This window comes from Amycolatopsis marina, from assembly GCF_900111885.1.
Taxonomy (GTDB): domain Bacteria; phylum Actinomycetota; class Actinomycetes; order Mycobacteriales; family Pseudonocardiaceae; genus Amycolatopsis; species Amycolatopsis marina.
In genome coordinates this window covers 87,618-104,247 of record NZ_FOKG01000010.1, presented here as the reverse complement: position 1 = coordinate 104,247, position 16,630 = coordinate 87,618, and the positions used below count along the sequence as shown (strand labels likewise).

The 16,630-nt window shown below is 66.7% G+C and carries 14 protein-coding genes; 4 read left to right on the top strand and 10 right to left on the bottom strand.

Annotated features, from left to right (window positions below; genetic code table 11):
- Positions 1-71 precede the first annotated feature (71 nt).
- The 3 genes from BM199_RS17770 to BM199_RS17760 all read right to left on the bottom strand — a co-directional run bounded on the left by BM199_RS17770 (position 72) and on the right by BM199_RS17760 (position 1,288).
- Entirely contained in the window at positions 72-386 is a 315-nt protein-coding gene (locus tag BM199_RS17770) for a hypothetical protein (RefSeq protein WP_091674377.1), read from the bottom strand.
- Complete coding sequence (locus BM199_RS17765) at positions 376-822, bottom strand: YbaB/EbfC family nucleoid-associated protein (RefSeq protein WP_091674376.1); 447 nt, start codon at positions 820-822, stop codon at positions 376-378. The genes BM199_RS17770 and BM199_RS17765 overlap by 11 nt, the downstream gene beginning before the upstream one ends.
- 202 nt (positions 823-1,024) lie before the next feature.
- Positions 1,025-1,288: a hypothetical protein gene (locus BM199_RS17760; RefSeq protein WP_091674375.1), complete on the bottom strand. Its 264-nt coding sequence runs from the start codon at positions 1,286-1,288 to the stop codon at positions 1,025-1,027.
- Positions 1,289-1,673: 385 nt separating this feature from the next.
- Between BM199_RS17760 and BM199_RS17755 the strand changes: the two genes are divergently transcribed.
- A complete protein-coding gene (locus tag BM199_RS17755; protein ID WP_143101851.1) occupies positions 1,674-1,988 on the top strand; it encodes a hypothetical protein in 315 nt (104 codons plus the stop codon).
- A 1,346-nt stretch (positions 1,989-3,334) separates the two neighbouring features.
- On the opposite strand, the gene BM199_RS17750 is transcribed toward BM199_RS17755, so the two are convergent.
- Entirely contained in the window at positions 3,335-4,075 is a 741-nt protein-coding gene (locus BM199_RS17750; protein ID WP_177242667.1) for a hypothetical protein, read from the bottom strand.
- 162 nt (positions 4,076-4,237) lie between these two features.
- Here BM199_RS17750 and BM199_RS17745 point away from each other — a divergent pair, with 162 nt between their 5' ends.
- Positions 4,238-5,188 carry an SseB family protein gene (locus tag BM199_RS17745; RefSeq protein WP_177242666.1) on the top strand — a complete coding sequence of 317 codons (951 nt, stop codon included), beginning with the start codon at positions 4,238-4,240 and terminating at the stop codon, positions 5,186-5,188.
- A 92-nt stretch (positions 5,189-5,280) separates the two neighbouring features.
- Entirely contained in the window at positions 5,281-6,510 is a 1,230-nt protein-coding gene (locus BM199_RS17740; RefSeq protein ID WP_091674371.1) for a S8 family serine peptidase, read from the top strand.
- Between the two features lie 71 nt (positions 6,511-6,581).
- On the opposite strand, the gene BM199_RS17735 is transcribed toward BM199_RS17740, so the two are convergent.
- From BM199_RS17735 to eccD, 4 genes are all read right to left on the bottom strand, one after another.
- The gene (locus BM199_RS17735) at positions 6,582-6,875 is read right to left on the bottom strand and encodes a hypothetical protein (RefSeq protein ID WP_091674370.1); all 294 of its coding nucleotides are present in this window, start codon (positions 6,873-6,875) and stop codon (positions 6,582-6,584) included.
- A 50-nt stretch (positions 6,876-6,925) separates the two neighbouring features.
- A complete protein-coding gene (locus BM199_RS17730; protein WP_091674369.1) occupies positions 6,926-7,252 on the bottom strand; it encodes a WXG100 family type VII secretion target in 327 nt (108 codons plus the stop codon).
- Between the two features lie 166 nt (positions 7,253-7,418).
- Positions 7,419-8,840 (bottom strand): type VII secretion protein EccB, encoded by a 1,422-nt coding sequence (gene eccB, locus BM199_RS17725; protein ID WP_091674368.1) that lies wholly within the window; start codon positions 8,838-8,840, stop codon positions 7,419-7,421.
- A gap of 6 nt (positions 8,841-8,846) precedes the next feature.
- Entirely contained in the window at positions 8,847-10,247 is a 1,401-nt protein-coding gene (gene eccD, locus BM199_RS17720) for a type VII secretion integral membrane protein EccD (protein WP_091674479.1), read from the bottom strand.
- Positions 10,248-10,357: 110 nt separating this feature from the next.
- Here eccD and eccCa point away from each other — a divergent pair, with 110 nt between their 5' ends.
- On the top strand, positions 10,358-14,314 hold the full coding sequence (eccCa, locus tag BM199_RS17715) for a type VII secretion protein EccCa (protein ID WP_091674367.1): 3,957 nt from the start codon (positions 10,358-10,360) through the stop codon (positions 14,312-14,314).
- Between the two features lie 51 nt (positions 14,315-14,365).
- Here eccCa and BM199_RS17710 read toward each other — a convergent pair whose 3' ends face one another.
- Together BM199_RS17710 and BM199_RS17705 are read right to left on the bottom strand one after the other, a co-directional pair.
- On the bottom strand, positions 14,366-15,406 hold the full coding sequence (locus BM199_RS17710; RefSeq protein ID WP_143101848.1) for a hypothetical protein: 1,041 nt from the start codon (positions 15,404-15,406) through the stop codon (positions 14,366-14,368).
- Positions 15,403-16,554 carry a type VII secretion protein EccE gene (locus BM199_RS17705; RefSeq protein WP_245788430.1) on the bottom strand — a complete coding sequence of 384 codons (1,152 nt, stop codon included), beginning with the start codon at positions 16,552-16,554 and terminating at the stop codon, positions 15,403-15,405. Before BM199_RS17705 ends, BM199_RS17710 begins: the two co-directional genes overlap by 4 nt.
- Between the last annotated feature and the right edge of the window lie 76 nt (positions 16,555-16,630).

The window sequence follows — 16,630 nt, the reverse complement described above, 5'->3', positions numbered from 1 at the left end:
GTCTCAGCCCCCACCAGACAGGGCAAGCATGCACGGTGCGGCCGCGGTACGCCCGCGATCAGGACGGCACATCAACGGGGGTCCTCGCACCGGACCACCCGCTCCCCATTGAGCTTGTCCGTGGTCACCATCACGCCGACCGCGCTGATCACCGACTCACCCAGGCTGGCGATTCCCGGACCCAGTTTCGTTGACAGTACCTCGTTGATCTCATCCACCACATCTTGTGGGAACGTATCCGCTATCGCTATATCAACCTTTGTGTCGTCAACAAAAGTAACCTCCGGGGCCTCCACAACTACCCCGAAATCCATCGCGAACGCTTCCAGCGACTTTCCCGCAGAGACGGCACCGCCAGCGTCGGGAATATCGATGTCACCAGCCATTGTCACCCTTCCGCTCGGCCATGATCTCGGCATCCGTCTTGAGCATCTGGCTTGCCATGTCGTCGGATTCCACGTTGTACTGCCCCTGGAGTTCAGCGACCTCCGGCGGAATCTGCCCGGCCATGAGCTCGTGGGCCTGGGTGACGACCTCGCGCACCGCCTGCTCGTTCGTGGTCAGAATCGTCGACCTGAGTGTCTGCGTGTCCGGATTCCGCAAAACTCGGGGATCGATTTCCAGGTCCACGAGTTGGCCGCGAGGGCCGACTACGACTTTCACCATGCGGTCCTCGGACCAGGCCGTGCCGCTCAGTTCGAGCATCTGCTCCTGAGTGTCGGGAATCCGCTCCATCGACTTCTTGAGATCGTCCATGATCCCCTGTAGCACCGAGCTACTGGGCAGCCCGAAATCCTCGAAAGCCGCACTTTTCGGTTCCATCTGCTCTCCCCAATCCAGCCAGCGCCGTATTTAAGGCCAGTTTAGGCAGCCGTTGAGCTTGCCGCCTACGCCGAACACCCGTACCTACCGTTGCGAAATGACAGCAAACGCGCAGGTCACGTGGCGTTCCGTGATCGCTGCGAGGTTGCGGTACGGGGGCACTACGGGAACGAGCAGGGAGCCAGCCACGCGGCGGCCGAGGTCAGTTCGCGGCGCCGAAGGTGGGTGGCGGTTCCGCCTGGCGTCGTTCCTGCTCCTGCCTGCGCGCGGAGACCACCGGCCCGCCAGGCGTTTGCACCTCCCAAGCGGCCTCATCCGCGACCACCCGCGGCTGCTCCTCATGGGACACCGGCTGCGACACCACCTGGCGAGCGCTCTGGTCGGCCTGCACCTGCGGCTTGACACGCCGTTCCGGCCTGCCCGGCCGCGATGTCGCAGGACGTAGAGCGGTGGGAACCTCGGTCATTCGACCATTTACACGTTCGCCACCGACACGGCCCTCGAACACGGGCGAGGTCCCGCTCTCCACGCCAGCGACGAACTCCGAGGTCCGAAGCTCCTGATTTCGCTGGCGTTGGGCACGCCGAGCCCGCCGCTCTTCCTTCAGTCGCTCCATATCAGTCTGCACAGGCCCAGACCGGCGATGATTCGACAATACCGGCGGTGCGCCACCAGACGAACTGGACGGCCCCCTTGTCGGGGCCTCAGCACTGCCTCCCGGCCGTGTCCGCCTGCCGTTCTGGCCAATGACCGGCGAGCCGACCGCTCCACCAGGAGACTGGAACGCATCCTCGGTGGCGGACCGCCCTACAGACGCATCGCCATCCTGCCGCTGACGGCCCGGGGCGCCGATGGTCTTGCCCTGCTGTTGCTGCCCCACCGCGGCCGAGGACATCGCGGACATCATGCCTGGCGGGAGCATGGTCCCCGGCGGGAACTCCATCGTGTCCAACGGCAGATTGGTGTTGTTCTGCGGATCGAGCGGCGTGTCCACCACCGGCGGCGTGGTGGAGACGTTCGGTGGCGCAGGCTCGGCGGGCAGGCTCGGAGATCGGGGCGGACTCGCTGACGGCATCCGGGGAGCGCTCGTGAGTGGCGGCGCGGCAGGCGGTAGCGCGGAAGGCGCGGAAGGAACACCAGGAGGGGTCAACCCGGGGGCCGGCTGAAACGCGGGGGGCACAAGTCCCGTGGGTGCGGTGGGCCCCGATGTTGATCCTCCCGGTGCAGGGATACCAGACGGGTCGCCCACCGCGTCACCGAAGCCGGGTGAACCAGCATCACCGGCGCCCCCGAGTTCCCCTGCACCCCGCGCGCCGAGCGAGCCACCCTGATCCCTCGTGCCGGATCCAGCGAACTGGCCGGCGCCCGGGGCGATGCCCGCTCCCGCGAACTGTGGGACGCCCCCAACAGCCCCACCTGCGCCTTCACCGTCCGAAGGTAGGCCCCCTTGCCCTTGGGCGCCCCCGCCACCGGCACCTAATCCCGGAGCTTGTCCCGCACCGGTCGAGACCCCATTTCCTGCTCCGAATGCCGGAGGGCCCCCAAGGCCTCGAGCGCCCGCGAATGTGGGTGCCCCGCCCACTCCGGTAGCTCCGGTAGGAGCGCCACCGGTGAATGTTGGTGCGGGAGGTGCCGCACTGGCGAACGGCGGCGGAGCAGGAGGCGCTCCACCCCCGAACGATGGCGGAGCGGGGGGCGGCCCACCGTAACCCCCCGGTGGTGGCGGCATCCCGAAGGCGCCCGGATGCATGATCGCGTTGATCGCATCAAAAGTTCGTGGCAGCGAGGATCGCATCAACGACAAATAGGGCTCATAGTCAGCGGCCATGCGAAGGACCAGGTTCTCGGCAGCCGTGTCGAACCGCTGCTTCACCTCCTTCGCAGTTTCAACTCCGAGCATGCTGGCGACCAATGCTCCGGGGACAGCACCAGAAGCATACTTATCAAGATATTCGTCGTTTCGTTGCGCCTCAGAAAGGGCCGTTTTGTACTCTTCGTAGAGTTCGACCATTTCTTCCTGTCGCTGCTCGGCTGAGGCAGCAAGACCTCGCAGCGCCCCTGCCACACCATCCGCCGAGACGACACCGTCATCCAGATTTCTGACTAAATGGCCAACCTTGCTGAGAAAGACGTCTCTTGCCGTGGGCGCCTCGAAATCAAGAGAGAGCGTAGCGTGTTCCAAGACTGTACGGGAATCCCGAAGCAGAGCACCCATTCGATCCCATTGCCCCGCCAACGCCGCCATGACTGCCGGCTGCTCCCCGAGGACCTGCTGCCGGTAGTCTTCAATACCGAGGCCGTCTTCATAGTCCGGGTGCATTGGGTCATCCGTGTCTCGATACGAGTCCGGATCCACACCGTACGGTCCGTCATACTCGACATCGGGCATCGAGACCCCCCATCACTATAAAGAACAAGCGCCAACACCAGGCCGACGCATCTCTCCAGGCGAGCACTTCAGCAGCTTGCGCTGCCCATGATTCACCTCGACTGGATTCACATCGACCTATCCCTAATCATTGCTGCCGATCTCATCCCTAGCCTCCTCAACCTCCTCATTAAGTTCGTCAAATACATCGTCCATACTCATGGCGTGCCCATCGGTGCTCACCGTGAAGTGGCCCGTGGTCTCGCCGTCCTCGGCCCGACGGTAATAGTGCACAGTGTCGTCCTGATAGTTGTGCACCTCGTGGGCAACGCTGCCAGTTTCTTCGTTGATAGTCTGGTAATCGATGCCGATCACTCGACCGGACGAGTCGCGAAGGATCACCGTGTTCTCTTCGTTCCCGGAACCCTCGAACTGCTCGGGATCAAACTTCTCAAGCTCGTCGTTGAACGCTTCACTGTACTCTTCGTTCGCCTCGTCAGAGCCACCCATCATCGTTTCCTCTGGAACGATATGCGGCGGGAGGTAAGCGGGCTTGTCGGCGCGCGGATCACCGAACATGAACCTGAAACCGTTTTCCAGGTCGGTCACACCGAAGAGGTCGGCCATACCGTAAACTGCGGACGACAGACTTCGGAAGCTCAGTGCGATATTGGGGTCGTTCTGACCCTGAAGCGTTACCGCCTTGTTGTAGATGTTCTGAGCTTCACCTCCCTGTGCAAACTTTCCGGAGCTGATCATTGAATGATCACCCTGGCCGGTGAGACTCACATCAGACCCAACTGTCAGCTGGAAGTTGGAGGCCAGCTCCTCGAGCGTGGCACCGCAACTACGCAGGCTCTCCTGGTTGACATCGATGGTTCCCATGGAAGCACTCTCCCGTACGAGCTGACCGTGGATCTTGCGTTCGGGCCCAGCGGATGGAATCCGCGCCCATCCCCAGAGAAGCACCACGTGTCAACCCCGGTACTGGATGGACGTACGCCGCGCCCTCCGGGTTCCATTGCATCGCGATGGGATGATGAGCACATGGAGTTCAACTGGGAGCCCGCCAACGAGGCGGAGAGGTCCGTTGTCGCGGCGCTGGAGCGTGGTGCGGGGCAGGAGGTCGCGCGGCTGCTGATGTCTGAGCCGCTGTACGTCCCGGATATGCGGGACGGCGACGCCGAGAACGGCTGGTTGCTGCGGCAACGGCTCCCCCTGCCGGAGCAGCACGTGCTCGTCTTCACCTCTCCCGAGACATTGTCGTGGGTACTCGGTGATCTCGTGTCACGACACTGGAAGACCAGCTTCGGCGAGTTGCGGGAGCAGTGGCCGGGGACGGACTGGCAGCTTGCCGTCAACCCCGGGACCCCGTTCGCCGTGTTCCTCCCCATCGACGGGGTACCGAAGCTGGCCGAAGGCGAGGAAACCCTCCTGCCACTCGAGGAAATGCGGCAACGAACGACCGAACAGGCGCTCATCCATATGCGTCAGGCGTGTCGAACGGAGCTTGCTGGCACCTCCGCCGGAGACCGGAATTCGTCCGCGGCCCACACGCTCGATGATCACGAGCCGGCGAACGAGCTGGAGAGTCAACTCCACGCGGCCACCGCGCAGCGCGACGGCGACAAGTACCTCGAATCGCTGGTCGACGGTTCCGTGATCGTGCCTACCACGGAACCAGTGCCCGACCCCGCACAAGCGCCAGACGCGCTCATCCCATGGCGGATCATCTTGGAGGACTCCATTCCGACGATTCCGGTCTTCAGTTCGAATACCGGCCTGGACCGCCTCGCGCCCCCGGAATCCTCCCGTATCCAGATTTCGTTTCGCGAACTGTTGGCGAACTGGCCCAGTGAGGAACAAGCCTTGTGCGTCAATCCCGGCATGAGCACTGAACTATTCCTTCCTGGTGACGCGGTGCTGGGCCTCGCGTTCACGATTCTGGAGGCCGGGGAGTCCCTAGCGGGAGAACACCAGCCGGAAGCCAGGCCTTGAGCTGGTGGTCGCAGCCGGATTCTCTTGCCTCGCGTAAGTAAGGTTTCACTGTGCACGGAAGGCGTGGTTGGCGAGTTCTCCTCATCGCGGCGATGAGTGCCACCGTATGCGCATTCGCGCCACAACAGGCGATCGCGCAACAGTGCGTACCCGTCGGCGACCGGCTGGCACCGGTGCCGTGGGCACAGAACATGCTGGCGCCGGACAAGGTGTGGCCTCTGAGTACCGGCGCGGGCCAACGGGTCGCGGTTGTCGCCACGGGTGTCGCGGACACGCCGTTCCTCGCCAGCGCGCTCATCGGCAACACCGACGTCGCACCAATGGACGAGAACAGGCAGGACAGCGGGCGGGTGGACTGCCTCGGCATCGGCACCGGTGTAGCCGGGACTGTCGCCGGACAGCCGGTGCAGGGCGCGGGTTTCCGAGGACTGGCGCCGGGCGCGCGAATCCTGTCCGCGAAGGCTGTCGGCGACGCGTACCCGACCGGCAGGCAGCCACCGAACAGTGTCGCGCCCGGGACATTGGCCACGGCGATCGATTGGTCAATCGACCAGAACGCGACGATCATCGTGGTCGCGTCGATCACCTACGAGGACAGCGAGCAGCTGCGTGCGGCGGTTCGCCGGGCCGTGGACAGCGACGCTGTCGTCATTGCTGCCGTGGGCGAGGCCAACCAGAACGAACCGACCGGCGCTACGCCCTATCCCGCGGCCTACGAGGGTGTGCTCGGAGTGGGGGCGATCGGCCAGGAGGGCACGGTCGCCCAGGAATCTCGAGCAGAACACGTCGACCTGGTCGCACCGGGCGCGAACATCGTCACCACGTACCCCCGCGATGGACTCGGTTCGGCCTCCGGTACCGCCTTCGCGGCGGGATACGTCGGGGGCGCCGCGGCCCTCGTCCGGGCGTACCGGCCGAACCGGAGCGCGGCATCAGTCGTCCACCAGTTGCTGGCGACCGCGACGCCTGCGCCGGAAGGCGTCGGAAGCGCGAGATATGGCCACGGTATCGTGAACCCTTACCTGGCCACTCTGAACCGGACCGTGGACGGCAATCCTGTGCAGCTGCCGACCATGACCCCCGCAGTTGTGACCGCGGAGGAACTCGCCAGGCAGCAGAGCTGGGCGGCGAGCAGCAGTCTGGCCTTCACCCTGGCCGGAGCGGCACTTACCGTGGCCGGACTGCTGACCGGGATCGCGGTGTTCGGGCCACGTGGCCGGCGCCGCCGCTGGCGCAGCGGGTTCGCCCCGGTTCCGGCAGCGCCTTCCGACACGGTGTCACCCAGCCCGCCAGGTGGGCTGTTCGACGACAAGCGCAGGTAGCCCTCCGAGGTCATCGAACACAAGAACCGGCCGCGAAGCCTGAGCTCCACGGCCGGCGGTGCCTGTTCAGTTCAGACGAACAGGCTGCTACAACGCACGTCGGCGGCGATCATGTCCTCGCCGCACTGCTGGGTAACCACGCTGCTGCGCTGCTCGGCGATTGCGCCCGCCTCGATCTCCGTGTTGCACCGCTTCTGCGCGACCAAGTACGCCTTTTCGGCGGCACCTTCCCATTCCGACCCGCAGATCTTTTTCATCCTCACGCCCAGATCGTCAATGATCCGTCGCTGTTCAGCTGAGCATTGCGCTTGCGCCTGCGACAGCATGTCGGTTGCCCCAGACGCATACCTGATCTGTTCGACCATTGAACCCAACATCCTTCCTGTTAGTGTCCACAAGCTCGGTTGAAGACTGATTAGAGTCGGGAAAAGTGCATACCGCCGCCGGCCTGGACGGCAACCTGCTGCGCCCCGGCATCCTCATCGGCCGCGGTCATGTTCCTACCTGCCTGCAGGACGTTGGTTTCCAGCTCGTCGAGGTGCGCACACAGACGCGTGGTCGTCTCGCTGGCCTGACACCGATAGGTGTTGTTGCCATCGGCCCCGGAACCTGTCCAACCCACCTTGTAGATGCCCTGCTGGGTACTGGTGATGCGATTCTCCGCCGCTCGGAGCGATTGCTTCGCCTCCTCGATGGCGGCCCCCAGCTCAGCGATCGCGGTCGCGGTAAGGTTAATTGTCACGCCTGTCACCCCAAAAGATGTTCGGCTACATTCCCAAGCCCGATGATGCAGGCCCTCGCTGACAAGGTAACGGCACCCGTCAAGGCGACCGCTCGCAACAAAAGCGCAGGTAAGAGGCCCGGGACCCGCCAACGCGCAGGCATGTGCGGACCGGGTACGGAAACCGTCAGCCCGTGCCGGGTACCGGTGCGGGAATCAGCGCCGCCTCCGGAGACAATGTCGGACCGGCTGGGATCCGCTGCACCAGGGCAGCAGGCATGGGCACCGCGTCCGCGGGTTGGTAGCCAAGGCTTGTCAGTACCTCGTCTGACGGCACGGGAAAGCGCAGACCGACATCGGTGACCAGGTTGACCGCGCCGGGACCGGCGCGATCGCTCGGCATGGCCCGGACGACCGCGATCTGCCCCGGGGGTACCAGTACCTGATCGGCGAGCTTCGTCCCGGAGCTGGACTCCCTCGTGGTCTCGATGCCGTCCTCAATCGCCGAGATGTCACCGCCGAGTGACACCTCCGGCGCCGCTGTCGAGCCGGATGTCTCCGAGCACAGGGCTGCCCTGCCGTCACCGGGCACCAGCACGAGCTGCGGCGGCGCCGGCGGCGGTGCCGGATCGCCCGACACCGGCGCGAGCGCGTCGACGGTGGGGATCGAGTTGGCGACCGACGGAGCGATCTCCTGTGCCTCCACCGCGTACTGACCACGCAACAGTCGCATCTGTAACTCGGTCAGCGGGGCAAGGCCGCCGTCGAGTACCAGATAGTACTGTTCGCCGTCACTCACCGCGTGATAAAGGAGATCCCCGACGCGCCTGCCCTCTGCGGCAGTGGACATCGCGCCTCGCCCACCGACCTCGATGGTCCCGATATCCTGCCCGGCGGGAATTCCGTTGAGCCAGGCTGTACCGACCTCCATGATCGTGTTCCGGGCGCCGAACAACGATCGAATCACCCCGTCCGGATCGTCCCCCGAAATCCGGTAGCGGTGATCACGCCACAGCAGATAATGCGTGCCGTCAGCCGCATCCCGCACCAGCAGGCCACGCTCACCCAGCGGAACTCCCCCGGGGACCTGGCCACCGACCACCAATCCCGTCTGGGTGATGGGGGCGCCGGCCGCGTCCTGGCGCGGTATCGAACACATCGTCCACGGCGTGCCCGCGACACGATCCGTCGGCGGCAACGAGTCCGGCGCACCTACGATGCCGACTGGCACCTCACGCGGAATACCCGCGAGACTGCTCCCGGCCACCCGGTGTGTCTCGGCGTCGGATGCGCCACTGATCAGCCGTGCTGACGCATAATTGATCACGGGGCGCAGGGTGTCGTCCCGATAGACATAGCGGGTGCCGGTCTCGCGCTCGATGATGATCGAGCCATCGGCCTTCCAGCTGGTGCCGCCGACCCCGGTGAACACCCCGATCACCCCGAAGATCGCGGCCACCAGAACCGCGATCATCACACCGCCGAAGACGGCACCGACGCCCCTGCGTAGCGGCGTCTGCTCCGGGTCGGTTTCGCGCACGATGATCGAGGAGATCACCCGTTGCATCATGAACTGATACGACTGGAGCTGGTCGCGACGTGAGGCCATGCCGGCTCAGCCGATCCCGGCCATCAGGCCCTGCACGAAGGTGAAAAAGCCGGTGATATAGCAGGTGAACGGGACGAGCGCGAGAATGGCGACGACGTCGAACACGTCAGCCAGACGGCCCAGGTAGGGCGACGGATTCCGCTTGCTGTAAGTGAGGCCCGCGAAGGCCACCATTCCCGCGATCGCTGCCATGCCCAGCAGTAACAGCGTCCGGCTCGTATTGCTTTGCGCACCCACGACGAACGTTGCCATCAGCATGGCGGCCACCGCCATGCCGCTGATGAGCAAGGGAATCCGCTGGCGTGGGACGGCGAACAACCTGGAACGTAGCAGCAGTGCCACCGCGACCGCACCGAGCATGATCAGCCTGGCACCGCCACCGTGGACCGCCAGGAAGACGGAGCAGACCGCCGCGACCGTCGCGAGACCGAGCAGCAGCCCCGACAGGATTTCGTCGGTCCGGGCAGCGGCCGCGAACACGGTGGGCGGCGGCGGCAACGGCTCGTCGCGGAGCAACTCCTCGGCGCTCTGCGGCAACGCGGGCAGCGGGAGCCGGCCAAGCCTGATCGCCAACAGCGGGTATCCGGGCAACAGTCCGATACCGACGGCGAGCACCACCGCCGCAGCGCCGTCCGGCTCCATCGAGGTGGCGAGCAGGGCACCGAGCGCACCCAGGACGGCGACCGCGACAGCCGCCGCGAAAATCCTCGCCGTCGCACCGACGGCGAGGTAGCCGACGACACTGAACACCAGCAGAGTGATCGAGGCCAGCAGCAACTGCGGCGCCCCGAACGCCATCGGACCGAGATGGTCGGGACCGGTCAGCAGCCAGCCGCCGATGAACGCGTAGGGCAGAGCACAGCCGGCGAACACCGCACCCGCACGGGCGTCCGGAACCGCACCGGCCACGGCCACCCCGAGGCCGGTGAGTACGGCCGCGACGCCGAGCATGGTCAGGCCCGGTACCAGCCAGGCGGGTTCGAACGCGATGGTGACGAGCGTGCCGGCGAGCAGGATCGCGCAGGACGCCGCGAGTCCGCATCGGCGGGTGGCGTCGTGTCCCCAGCTTCGGCCGTATCGGCGGGCACCGCTCGCGATGGTCTCGACGACGTCGTCGTACTCCAACTCCGGCCATTCCAGATTGCCCGGAACGAGATGCATCACCTCGCCGTCAAGGACCTCCTGGGCGCCAAGGGTCTTACGGCCGTCCAGCTGATCGCCCGTCGGCCGACGCAACAACCATCCGCCGTGCCGTTCCCCGGCGTCGGGCGCATCGTCGCCCGCGTGCCGCAGGATGTAGGGCAGCAGTTCCGCGACCGGCACATCCTCGGGCAACGCGACATCGATAGTTCGGTTGGGCGTCGCTATCGTCACCTTGGCGAGCGCCGCGCCCGAAGCAACAGTCATCGCCATCCGTTCTCCGTGAGCATCGAGTTGCTTGAATGGTACTTACCGCGCTCAACCACCGAGCGCATCGCCGAGACGCACAGACACAGCGAAAGCTAGGAGAGTCGATCTTGGGAACGGTGATCGTCAAACGGCCACTACGGCAACCGGCGCCCGAGCTGCCCTCCGGCCAGGTGCTCCTGGAGCCGCCGCCCGAGAACCCGTCCCCGGGCAACCGCAGCTGGGGCCGGTTGCTGATGATTCTGCCGATGCTCGGTATGGCGGGTGGGATGACGCTCATGATGGGGGCGGGCCGTGGAGCTGGTCCGATCATGTACATCGCGGGCGGCCTGATGGGTATCGGGATTCTCGGCATGATCGGCTTCCAGGTCCTCAGTCAGCAGGGACAGGGCGCCAGCAAACAGGAAATGGTCCTCAACCGCCGACGCTACATGCGCCGTCTCAGCCAGCTCCGGGCCCAGGTACGCGACACCGTGTCCCGGCAGCGCGAGGCCATGTTCTACCGGCATCCCGATCCGGATCGGCTCTGGTCGACCGTGCAAAGTGGCCGCCTGTGGGAGCGCCGCAAGGGAGACTGGGACTTCACCGTGGCCAGGATCGGCGTGGGATCTCAGGAGTTGGCGACACCGCTGGTCCCGCCGGAGACCAAGGCGATCGACGAACTCGAACCGCTGTGTGCCATGGCGCTGCGCAAGTTCGTCACCAGCTACTCGACGGTGCCGGACCTTCCGGTGGCGGTCGCGCTGCGGGGCTTCGCGCAGATCTACCTCACCGGTGAGCGTGAGCGTAAGCGCGCACTCGCCCGCGCCATCACCGCGCAACTGGGTGCGTTCCATGCTCCGGGCGATGTGCTCGTGGCCTTCTGCGTCCGACCCGACGAGCGGTCGGACTGGGAATGGGCCAAATGGCTACCGCACGCGCTGCACCCCGCCAAGATGGACGCGATCGGTCAGATCCGGCTCGTCGCGACCAGCGTCACCGCACTCGAGGCGATACTCGACGACGTGCTGGCCAATCGGCCGCGGTTCGACGCGAACGCCGCGCCCATCGACGGTGCCGCCCATCTGGTGGTCTTCGTCGATGGCGGCGACACCTCCAGCTCCGAACACCTGATGATCGAAGGTGGAGTCGAGGGTGTGACGGTGGTCAACCTGGCGGATCAACCACCTCGGCTCCTGGACTCCACCACGCTGGTGCTCGACATCGCCGAGGACGGGACGCTGACCAGTCGGACCATGGACGGTACGGGAACCGTCGGCCGGGCCGACGCGTTAGCGGCCGACGATGCCAGAGGACTGTTCCGTGGCCTATCGCCGTTGCGACTGTCCGCGTTGTCGGTGCGCGATCAGCCCTTGTCCGGCACGCTCGAACTCACCGAACTACTCGGCCTCGGAGACCCGTTCGAATTCGCACTCACCAGGTCGTGGGCCACTCGATCCAATCGGGACCGACTACGGGTCGCGATCGGTATCCAGTCCGACGGCAGACCGATCGAACTGGACTTGAAGGAGTCCGCGCAGGACGGTATGGGGCCACACGGGTTGTTGGTCGGCGCGACCGGCTCCGGCAAGTCGGAACTGCTGCGCACCCTGGTGCTCGCGCTCGCGGTGACCCACGATCCGGAGATCCTCAACTTCGTCCTGGTCGACTTCAAGGGTGGCGCGACCTTCACCAAACTGGATCGGCTGCCGCACACCAGCGCCGTGATCACCAACCTGGCCGACGAGCTGGACCTGGTCGATCGGATGCTCGACGCCATCCAGGGCGAATTGCTGCGCCGGCAGGAACTGCTGCGCAAGGCGGGCAACTACGGCTCCCAGCGGGATTACGAGAAGGCACGCACCGCGGGCGCGCCGCTGGACCCGCTGCCGGCACTACTGGTGATCGTCGACGAGTTCTCCGAGCTGCTCACCGCAAGGCCGGACTTCATCGACATGTTCGTCCAGATCGGCCGGGTGGGCCGATCGCTCGGTGTACACCTCCTGCTGGCCTCCCAGCGACTGGAGGAAGGCAAGCTCCGGGGTCTCGACTCGCACCTTTCCTACCGGGTCGGGCTGCGTACCTTCTCCGCAATCGAGAGCCGAGCAGTTCTCGGCGTGCCCGACGCGTACCAGCTGCCACGCTCCCCCGGGAACGGCTTTCTGAAAACCGGCACCGAGGAGCTGACCCGGTTCAAAGCGGCTTACGTTTCCGGAGTGCACCGCAGCGTGGGGGCCGCCCGGACGGTCACCAGCAGGCAGGTCGATTCGGTGCAGGACTACACCACCAGGTATACGGTTCCGCGAGTCTCCGAGGAACCAGAGCCCGCACAGGCGGAACCGGCGGAGTTCGGCGACACGCTGCTGGACGTACTCGTCGAACGGATGGAGGGCCAGGGCACAGCGGCGCATCAGGTCTGGTTGCCACCGCTCGCCGAACCGCCGACGCTGGACCAGCTGCTGACCCCGCTGCTGCGGGATCCGGACCGAGGGCTGACAACGGAACAACAGGATCTCCGCGGCACGCTGCACGCCGTGGCGGGAATCATCGACATGCCGTTCGAGCAGCGGCGTGCCGTGCACCGAATGGATCTGGCCGGGGCGGGTGGAAACGTGGTGGTGGTCGGCGGTCCACAAAGCGGCAAGAGCACCACCGTACGCACGATCATCGGCAGTCTCGCACTCACTCACACCCCTGCCGAAGTGCAGTTCTTCTGTCTGGACTTCGGCGGCGGCGGTCTCACCGCCATGCGCGATCTTCCGCACATCGGCGGCGTCGCCACGCGGCGTGAGGTCAACAAGGTCCGGCGCAGCATCGCCGAGGCGCACAACCTACTGACCGAACGCGAGCAGCGCTTCGCCGAGCACGGCATCGACAGCATGGCCACCTACCGTCAGCTGCTCCGAGAAGGACGCTTTCCCGACGATCGATTCGGCGATCTGTTCTTGATCGTGGACGGATGGACAACCCTGCGCACCGAGTTCGAGAACATGGAGGCCGTCGTCACGGAACTGGTCAACCGAGGCCTCGGCTTCGGCGTGCACATCGTCGCCGCATGCAACCGCTGGATGGATCTGCGGATGAACATTCGCGACATGTTCGGTACCCGGGTGGAACTACGCCTCGGGGACGCGAGCGATTCCATGGTCAACCGCCGGAAGGCGGCGAGTGTGCCCGAGCAGTCGCCGGGGCGCGGGCTCACCCCCGACGGCATGCACTTCCTCGCCGGGGTGCCCCGCGTGGACGGTGAGGCCACGGCCACGGACCTCGCCGAGGGCGTCCGGCACTTCGTGCAGGAGGTCACCGAGGCGAGCTCGCAGCCTCCCGCGCCCCGCGTACGACTGCTGCCCCCCGAACTTCCCTACGGCGCGCTTCCCCCCGCGAACAGCCGTGGCCTTCCGATCGGCATCGCCGAGACCGATCTGCGGCCGGTGGCCCTCAACTTCGAGGCCGAGCCGCACCTGCTGCTCTTCGGCGACGTCGAATGCGGAAAGAGCGCGTTCCTGCGGGCGTTGGCCACCAGCATCATGGGCCGTTACGGGCCGGAGCAGGCGCAGATCGCGCTGATCGATTTCCGCCGCAGCATGCTCGGGCTGGTTCCGGACGAATATCGGATCGGCTACGCCACCACCAAGGCCACCGCGCAGGAGATGGTGCAACTGACCGTTGACGCGATGACCAAGCGGCTACCCGGCGGCGACATCACGCCCGAGCAGCTACGCAACCGGGACTGGTGGAGCGGGCCAGAACTGTTCGTGCTGGTGGACGACTACGACCTCGTCGCTCCGAACGCACATGACAACCCCATGGTCCCACTCCTGGAGTTCATGACCCAGGGGCGCGACATCGGCCTGCACCTGATCGTCACCCGACGCTCGGGGGGCGCCGGCCGGGCCCTGTTCGACCCGGTTCTCTCCCGCATCCTGGACTTGGCTTCACCGGGCATCCTGATGTCCGGCAGCAAGGAAGAAGGGCCGCTGATCGGCAATCTGAAGGGCGAGCCGCTACCTCCCGGCCGTGGCTGGCTGGTCACTCGCAAGTCCGGTGCCCAACTGGTTCAGCTTGCCTACCTACCTGCGGAACACTGAGGGCCAGGCACCCTCGATGGTTCCAGACCGGGCCGTCCCGGCCGCCAGAAATCAGTGGCGGCCGGGACGGCCCAGCGCGCTGATCTCGGTGCTGGTCGGGTCGGTCCAGACATAGCCGACCTCGGTCCCGCTCAGCACGGCGAGCATGTCGTCGTGCAGCATCTGCACCGCGTGGCAGGCGTGCTGCTCCAGCCCTCGCCATGCGGCGAGCGTGGCTACCTCCTGCGCCGCCAATCGCTGGGCCAGCAGCAGATCGGCCTCGTGGACCAGTGCCATCGTGTCCGGCGCGAGGCCACGTATCACCGACAGCTCGGTCTGCCAACCGGACAGGTCAGCCGACTGCGGCTGTTGTCCCGGTGCCAGATCCGCCACCCGCAGTACCGGTGCGTCCGGGGAGGCGACCGAATCAACCGGCGTGCCCGGTTCGACCACCGCCACCCGGTCACCTCGTCCGGTCGCCCACTGCCCGAGGTGTTGCCACTGCGCCGGGCGAGCGGTGAGCACCACCACCCGCGCCCCGAAACCGAGGGCACGGAACGCGACGAGTTGCGCCGCCCACAAGTCGCCGAGCACGACGGCACGGACGGGCCGGGGCCGGAACAGCGTGACCGGCACGGGTGCGCCGGACTGGTCTCGTCCCAGCGCGACGCCGAACGAGGTGGCGGTCAGCTGGAGTTGATCGAGCGCGGCGGCCGGGGCCAGGTGCCTGCCGATCCGCAGCCGGGACAACCGGCGGTGCCGCCGCGACCGCCACGCTTCGGGCTCGTGTTCCGGCCGCGGTGGTTCGCCGCCGTCACCGGGACCGGGCACCGGGGGAAGCGGGGCGGCACTGGCCAGCGCAGTCTGCTCCGGTCGCGCCCGCACCTCGCCGATGGCTGCTGGTGTGGCCGCTCGTTGTTTTTCTGGGTTCTGCTCGGCCTGCGGCTTCGACTCCTGCTCGGCGGGCGGCGCGGCAGGCGCGGGTGCCAACACCGGCTGCGTCTCCTGCTGGGCGGCAGGCGCGGACAGCACCTGACCGATCCTGCCCGGTGTCGCCCCTTCCGACCAGGGCTGCTGCCCTGCGGGCGGCTGGCCGCGCCCTGGTGAATTCACCGTGCCCCGCCTCCCGTCGGTGCCGTGGCGTAGACGGCCGCGGCCTGTTCACCGTCCAACCGGAACAGTTCCCCACCCGCCTGCCGGGTCAGCCGCATCGCCGTCTCGCAGGCCTCCCCCAGCCCCGAAGCAGGTGCGGAAACGCGGACCAGGCAACGGATGTCACTGTCCTGGTGAGCGGGTTCGAGGAGGAACGTCACCGTGACGCGCGCCGCTGGCAGTGCTCGCAGGGCCGCGAGCAGCCCGGCCGCGCGATCGGGGCCCGGCCAGGACCGCAGCCAGAAGCAGGCGTGGGACAGTCCCGTGGAGTGCCATGCCGTCCACTCCTCCCGGATCGGCACGGACGGAGAAGCCGACCCCAACGCGCAGGACCGGGCGAGCGCGTCGAGCACACCGTCCGCGTCGAGCACCCGGTTCGGCAGTCCGCGCCGCTTGAGCACCCGCCCGGTTCGCCGGGTCAGCTCGGCCAGCACCACGGGAACGCCGACGTCCGCACCGTCGGTCCCGGCAACCGACTCGGCCACGAGTTCGGCGTCCAGCCGCACGGACACCCAGGTCACCTGCCGGACCTCGCGTGCTCCGACCCCGGCGGAGGCGGGCCCGGCTCGCCACGATGGCTCGCTCTGCGACACCACCTGCATGACCACCCCCGGCTGTTCGGCATCGGCGGCGAGCCGGACCAGTCCCGCGAGCGGTACCGGTGGGTGAATCTTGTCCTCGGGGGCGGACACCACCTCGAGTACGGTGAACCAGCCCGCACCGTCGGCGCCGAGGCCCATTGTCGTGTGCGCCGGACCGTCGACGTCCTCGACGACGAGGTCAGGTGCCAGCTCGCGCAGAGCGGCCAGACGCGGATCGTCGACGTCGGCGGCGATCACGCCGCGCCTGCGGCGAAACCGCAACCACGCTCCGAACCGCTCGGTCCACCATCGCCCCCCTGATCGCCCGAACGCGACCACGACGGCGAGCACACCGATCACCACCCCCGCGATCCTCGCCCAGTCCTGCCGCACGACCACGAACAGCAGGACCACCTGGACGATCTCGAACACGAGCAGCCGCGACACGCCGACGGGCCCCAGAAAGCCGGGGCGCCGGCGACGGCGGAACCACATGTCCACATCGGCCACACCCGAGTCGGTCACCACACGACACACGTTATCGGCGCGGGTCAACACGGCGGCCGCACACCCCTCCCGTAGTCCGCCCGCACATCGACGATTG

Bases quoted from the DNA above. Each gene is read 5' to 3' on its own strand.
- BM199_RS17735 (WP_091674370.1), bottom strand. From the start codon at position 6,875: ATGGTCGAACAGATCAGGTATGCGTCTGGGGCAACCGACATGCTGTCG.
- BM199_RS17740 (WP_091674371.1), top strand. From the start codon at position 5,281: ATGAGTGCCACCGTATGCGCATTCGCGCCACAACAGGCGATCGCGCAA.
- BM199_RS17760 (WP_091674375.1), bottom strand. From the start codon at position 1,288: ATGACCGAGGTTCCCACCGCTCTACGTCCTGCGACATCGCGGCCGGGC.
- BM199_RS17765 (WP_091674376.1), bottom strand. From the start codon at position 822: ATGGAACCGAAAAGTGCGGCTTTCGAGGATTTCGGGCTGCCCAGTAGC.
- BM199_RS17755 (WP_143101851.1), top strand. From the start codon at position 1,674: ATGGTCTTGCCCTGCTGTTGCTGCCCCACCGCGGCCGAGGACATCGCG.
- eccB (WP_091674368.1), bottom strand. From the start codon at position 8,840: ATGGCCTCACGTCGCGACCAGCTCCAGTCGTATCAGTTCATGATGCAA.
- BM199_RS17745 (WP_177242666.1), top strand. From the start codon at position 4,238: ATGGAGTTCAACTGGGAGCCCGCCAACGAGGCGGAGAGGTCCGTTGTC.
- BM199_RS17750 (WP_177242667.1), bottom strand. From the start codon at position 4,075: ATGGGAACCATCGATGTCAACCAGGAGAGCCTGCGTAGTTGCGGTGCC.
- eccD (WP_091674479.1), bottom strand. From the start codon at position 10,247: ATGACTGTTGCTTCGGGCGCGGCGCTCGCCAAGGTGACGATAGCGACG.
- BM199_RS17770 (WP_091674377.1), bottom strand. From the start codon at position 386: ATGGCTGGTGACATCGATATTCCCGACGCTGGCGGTGCCGTCTCTGCG.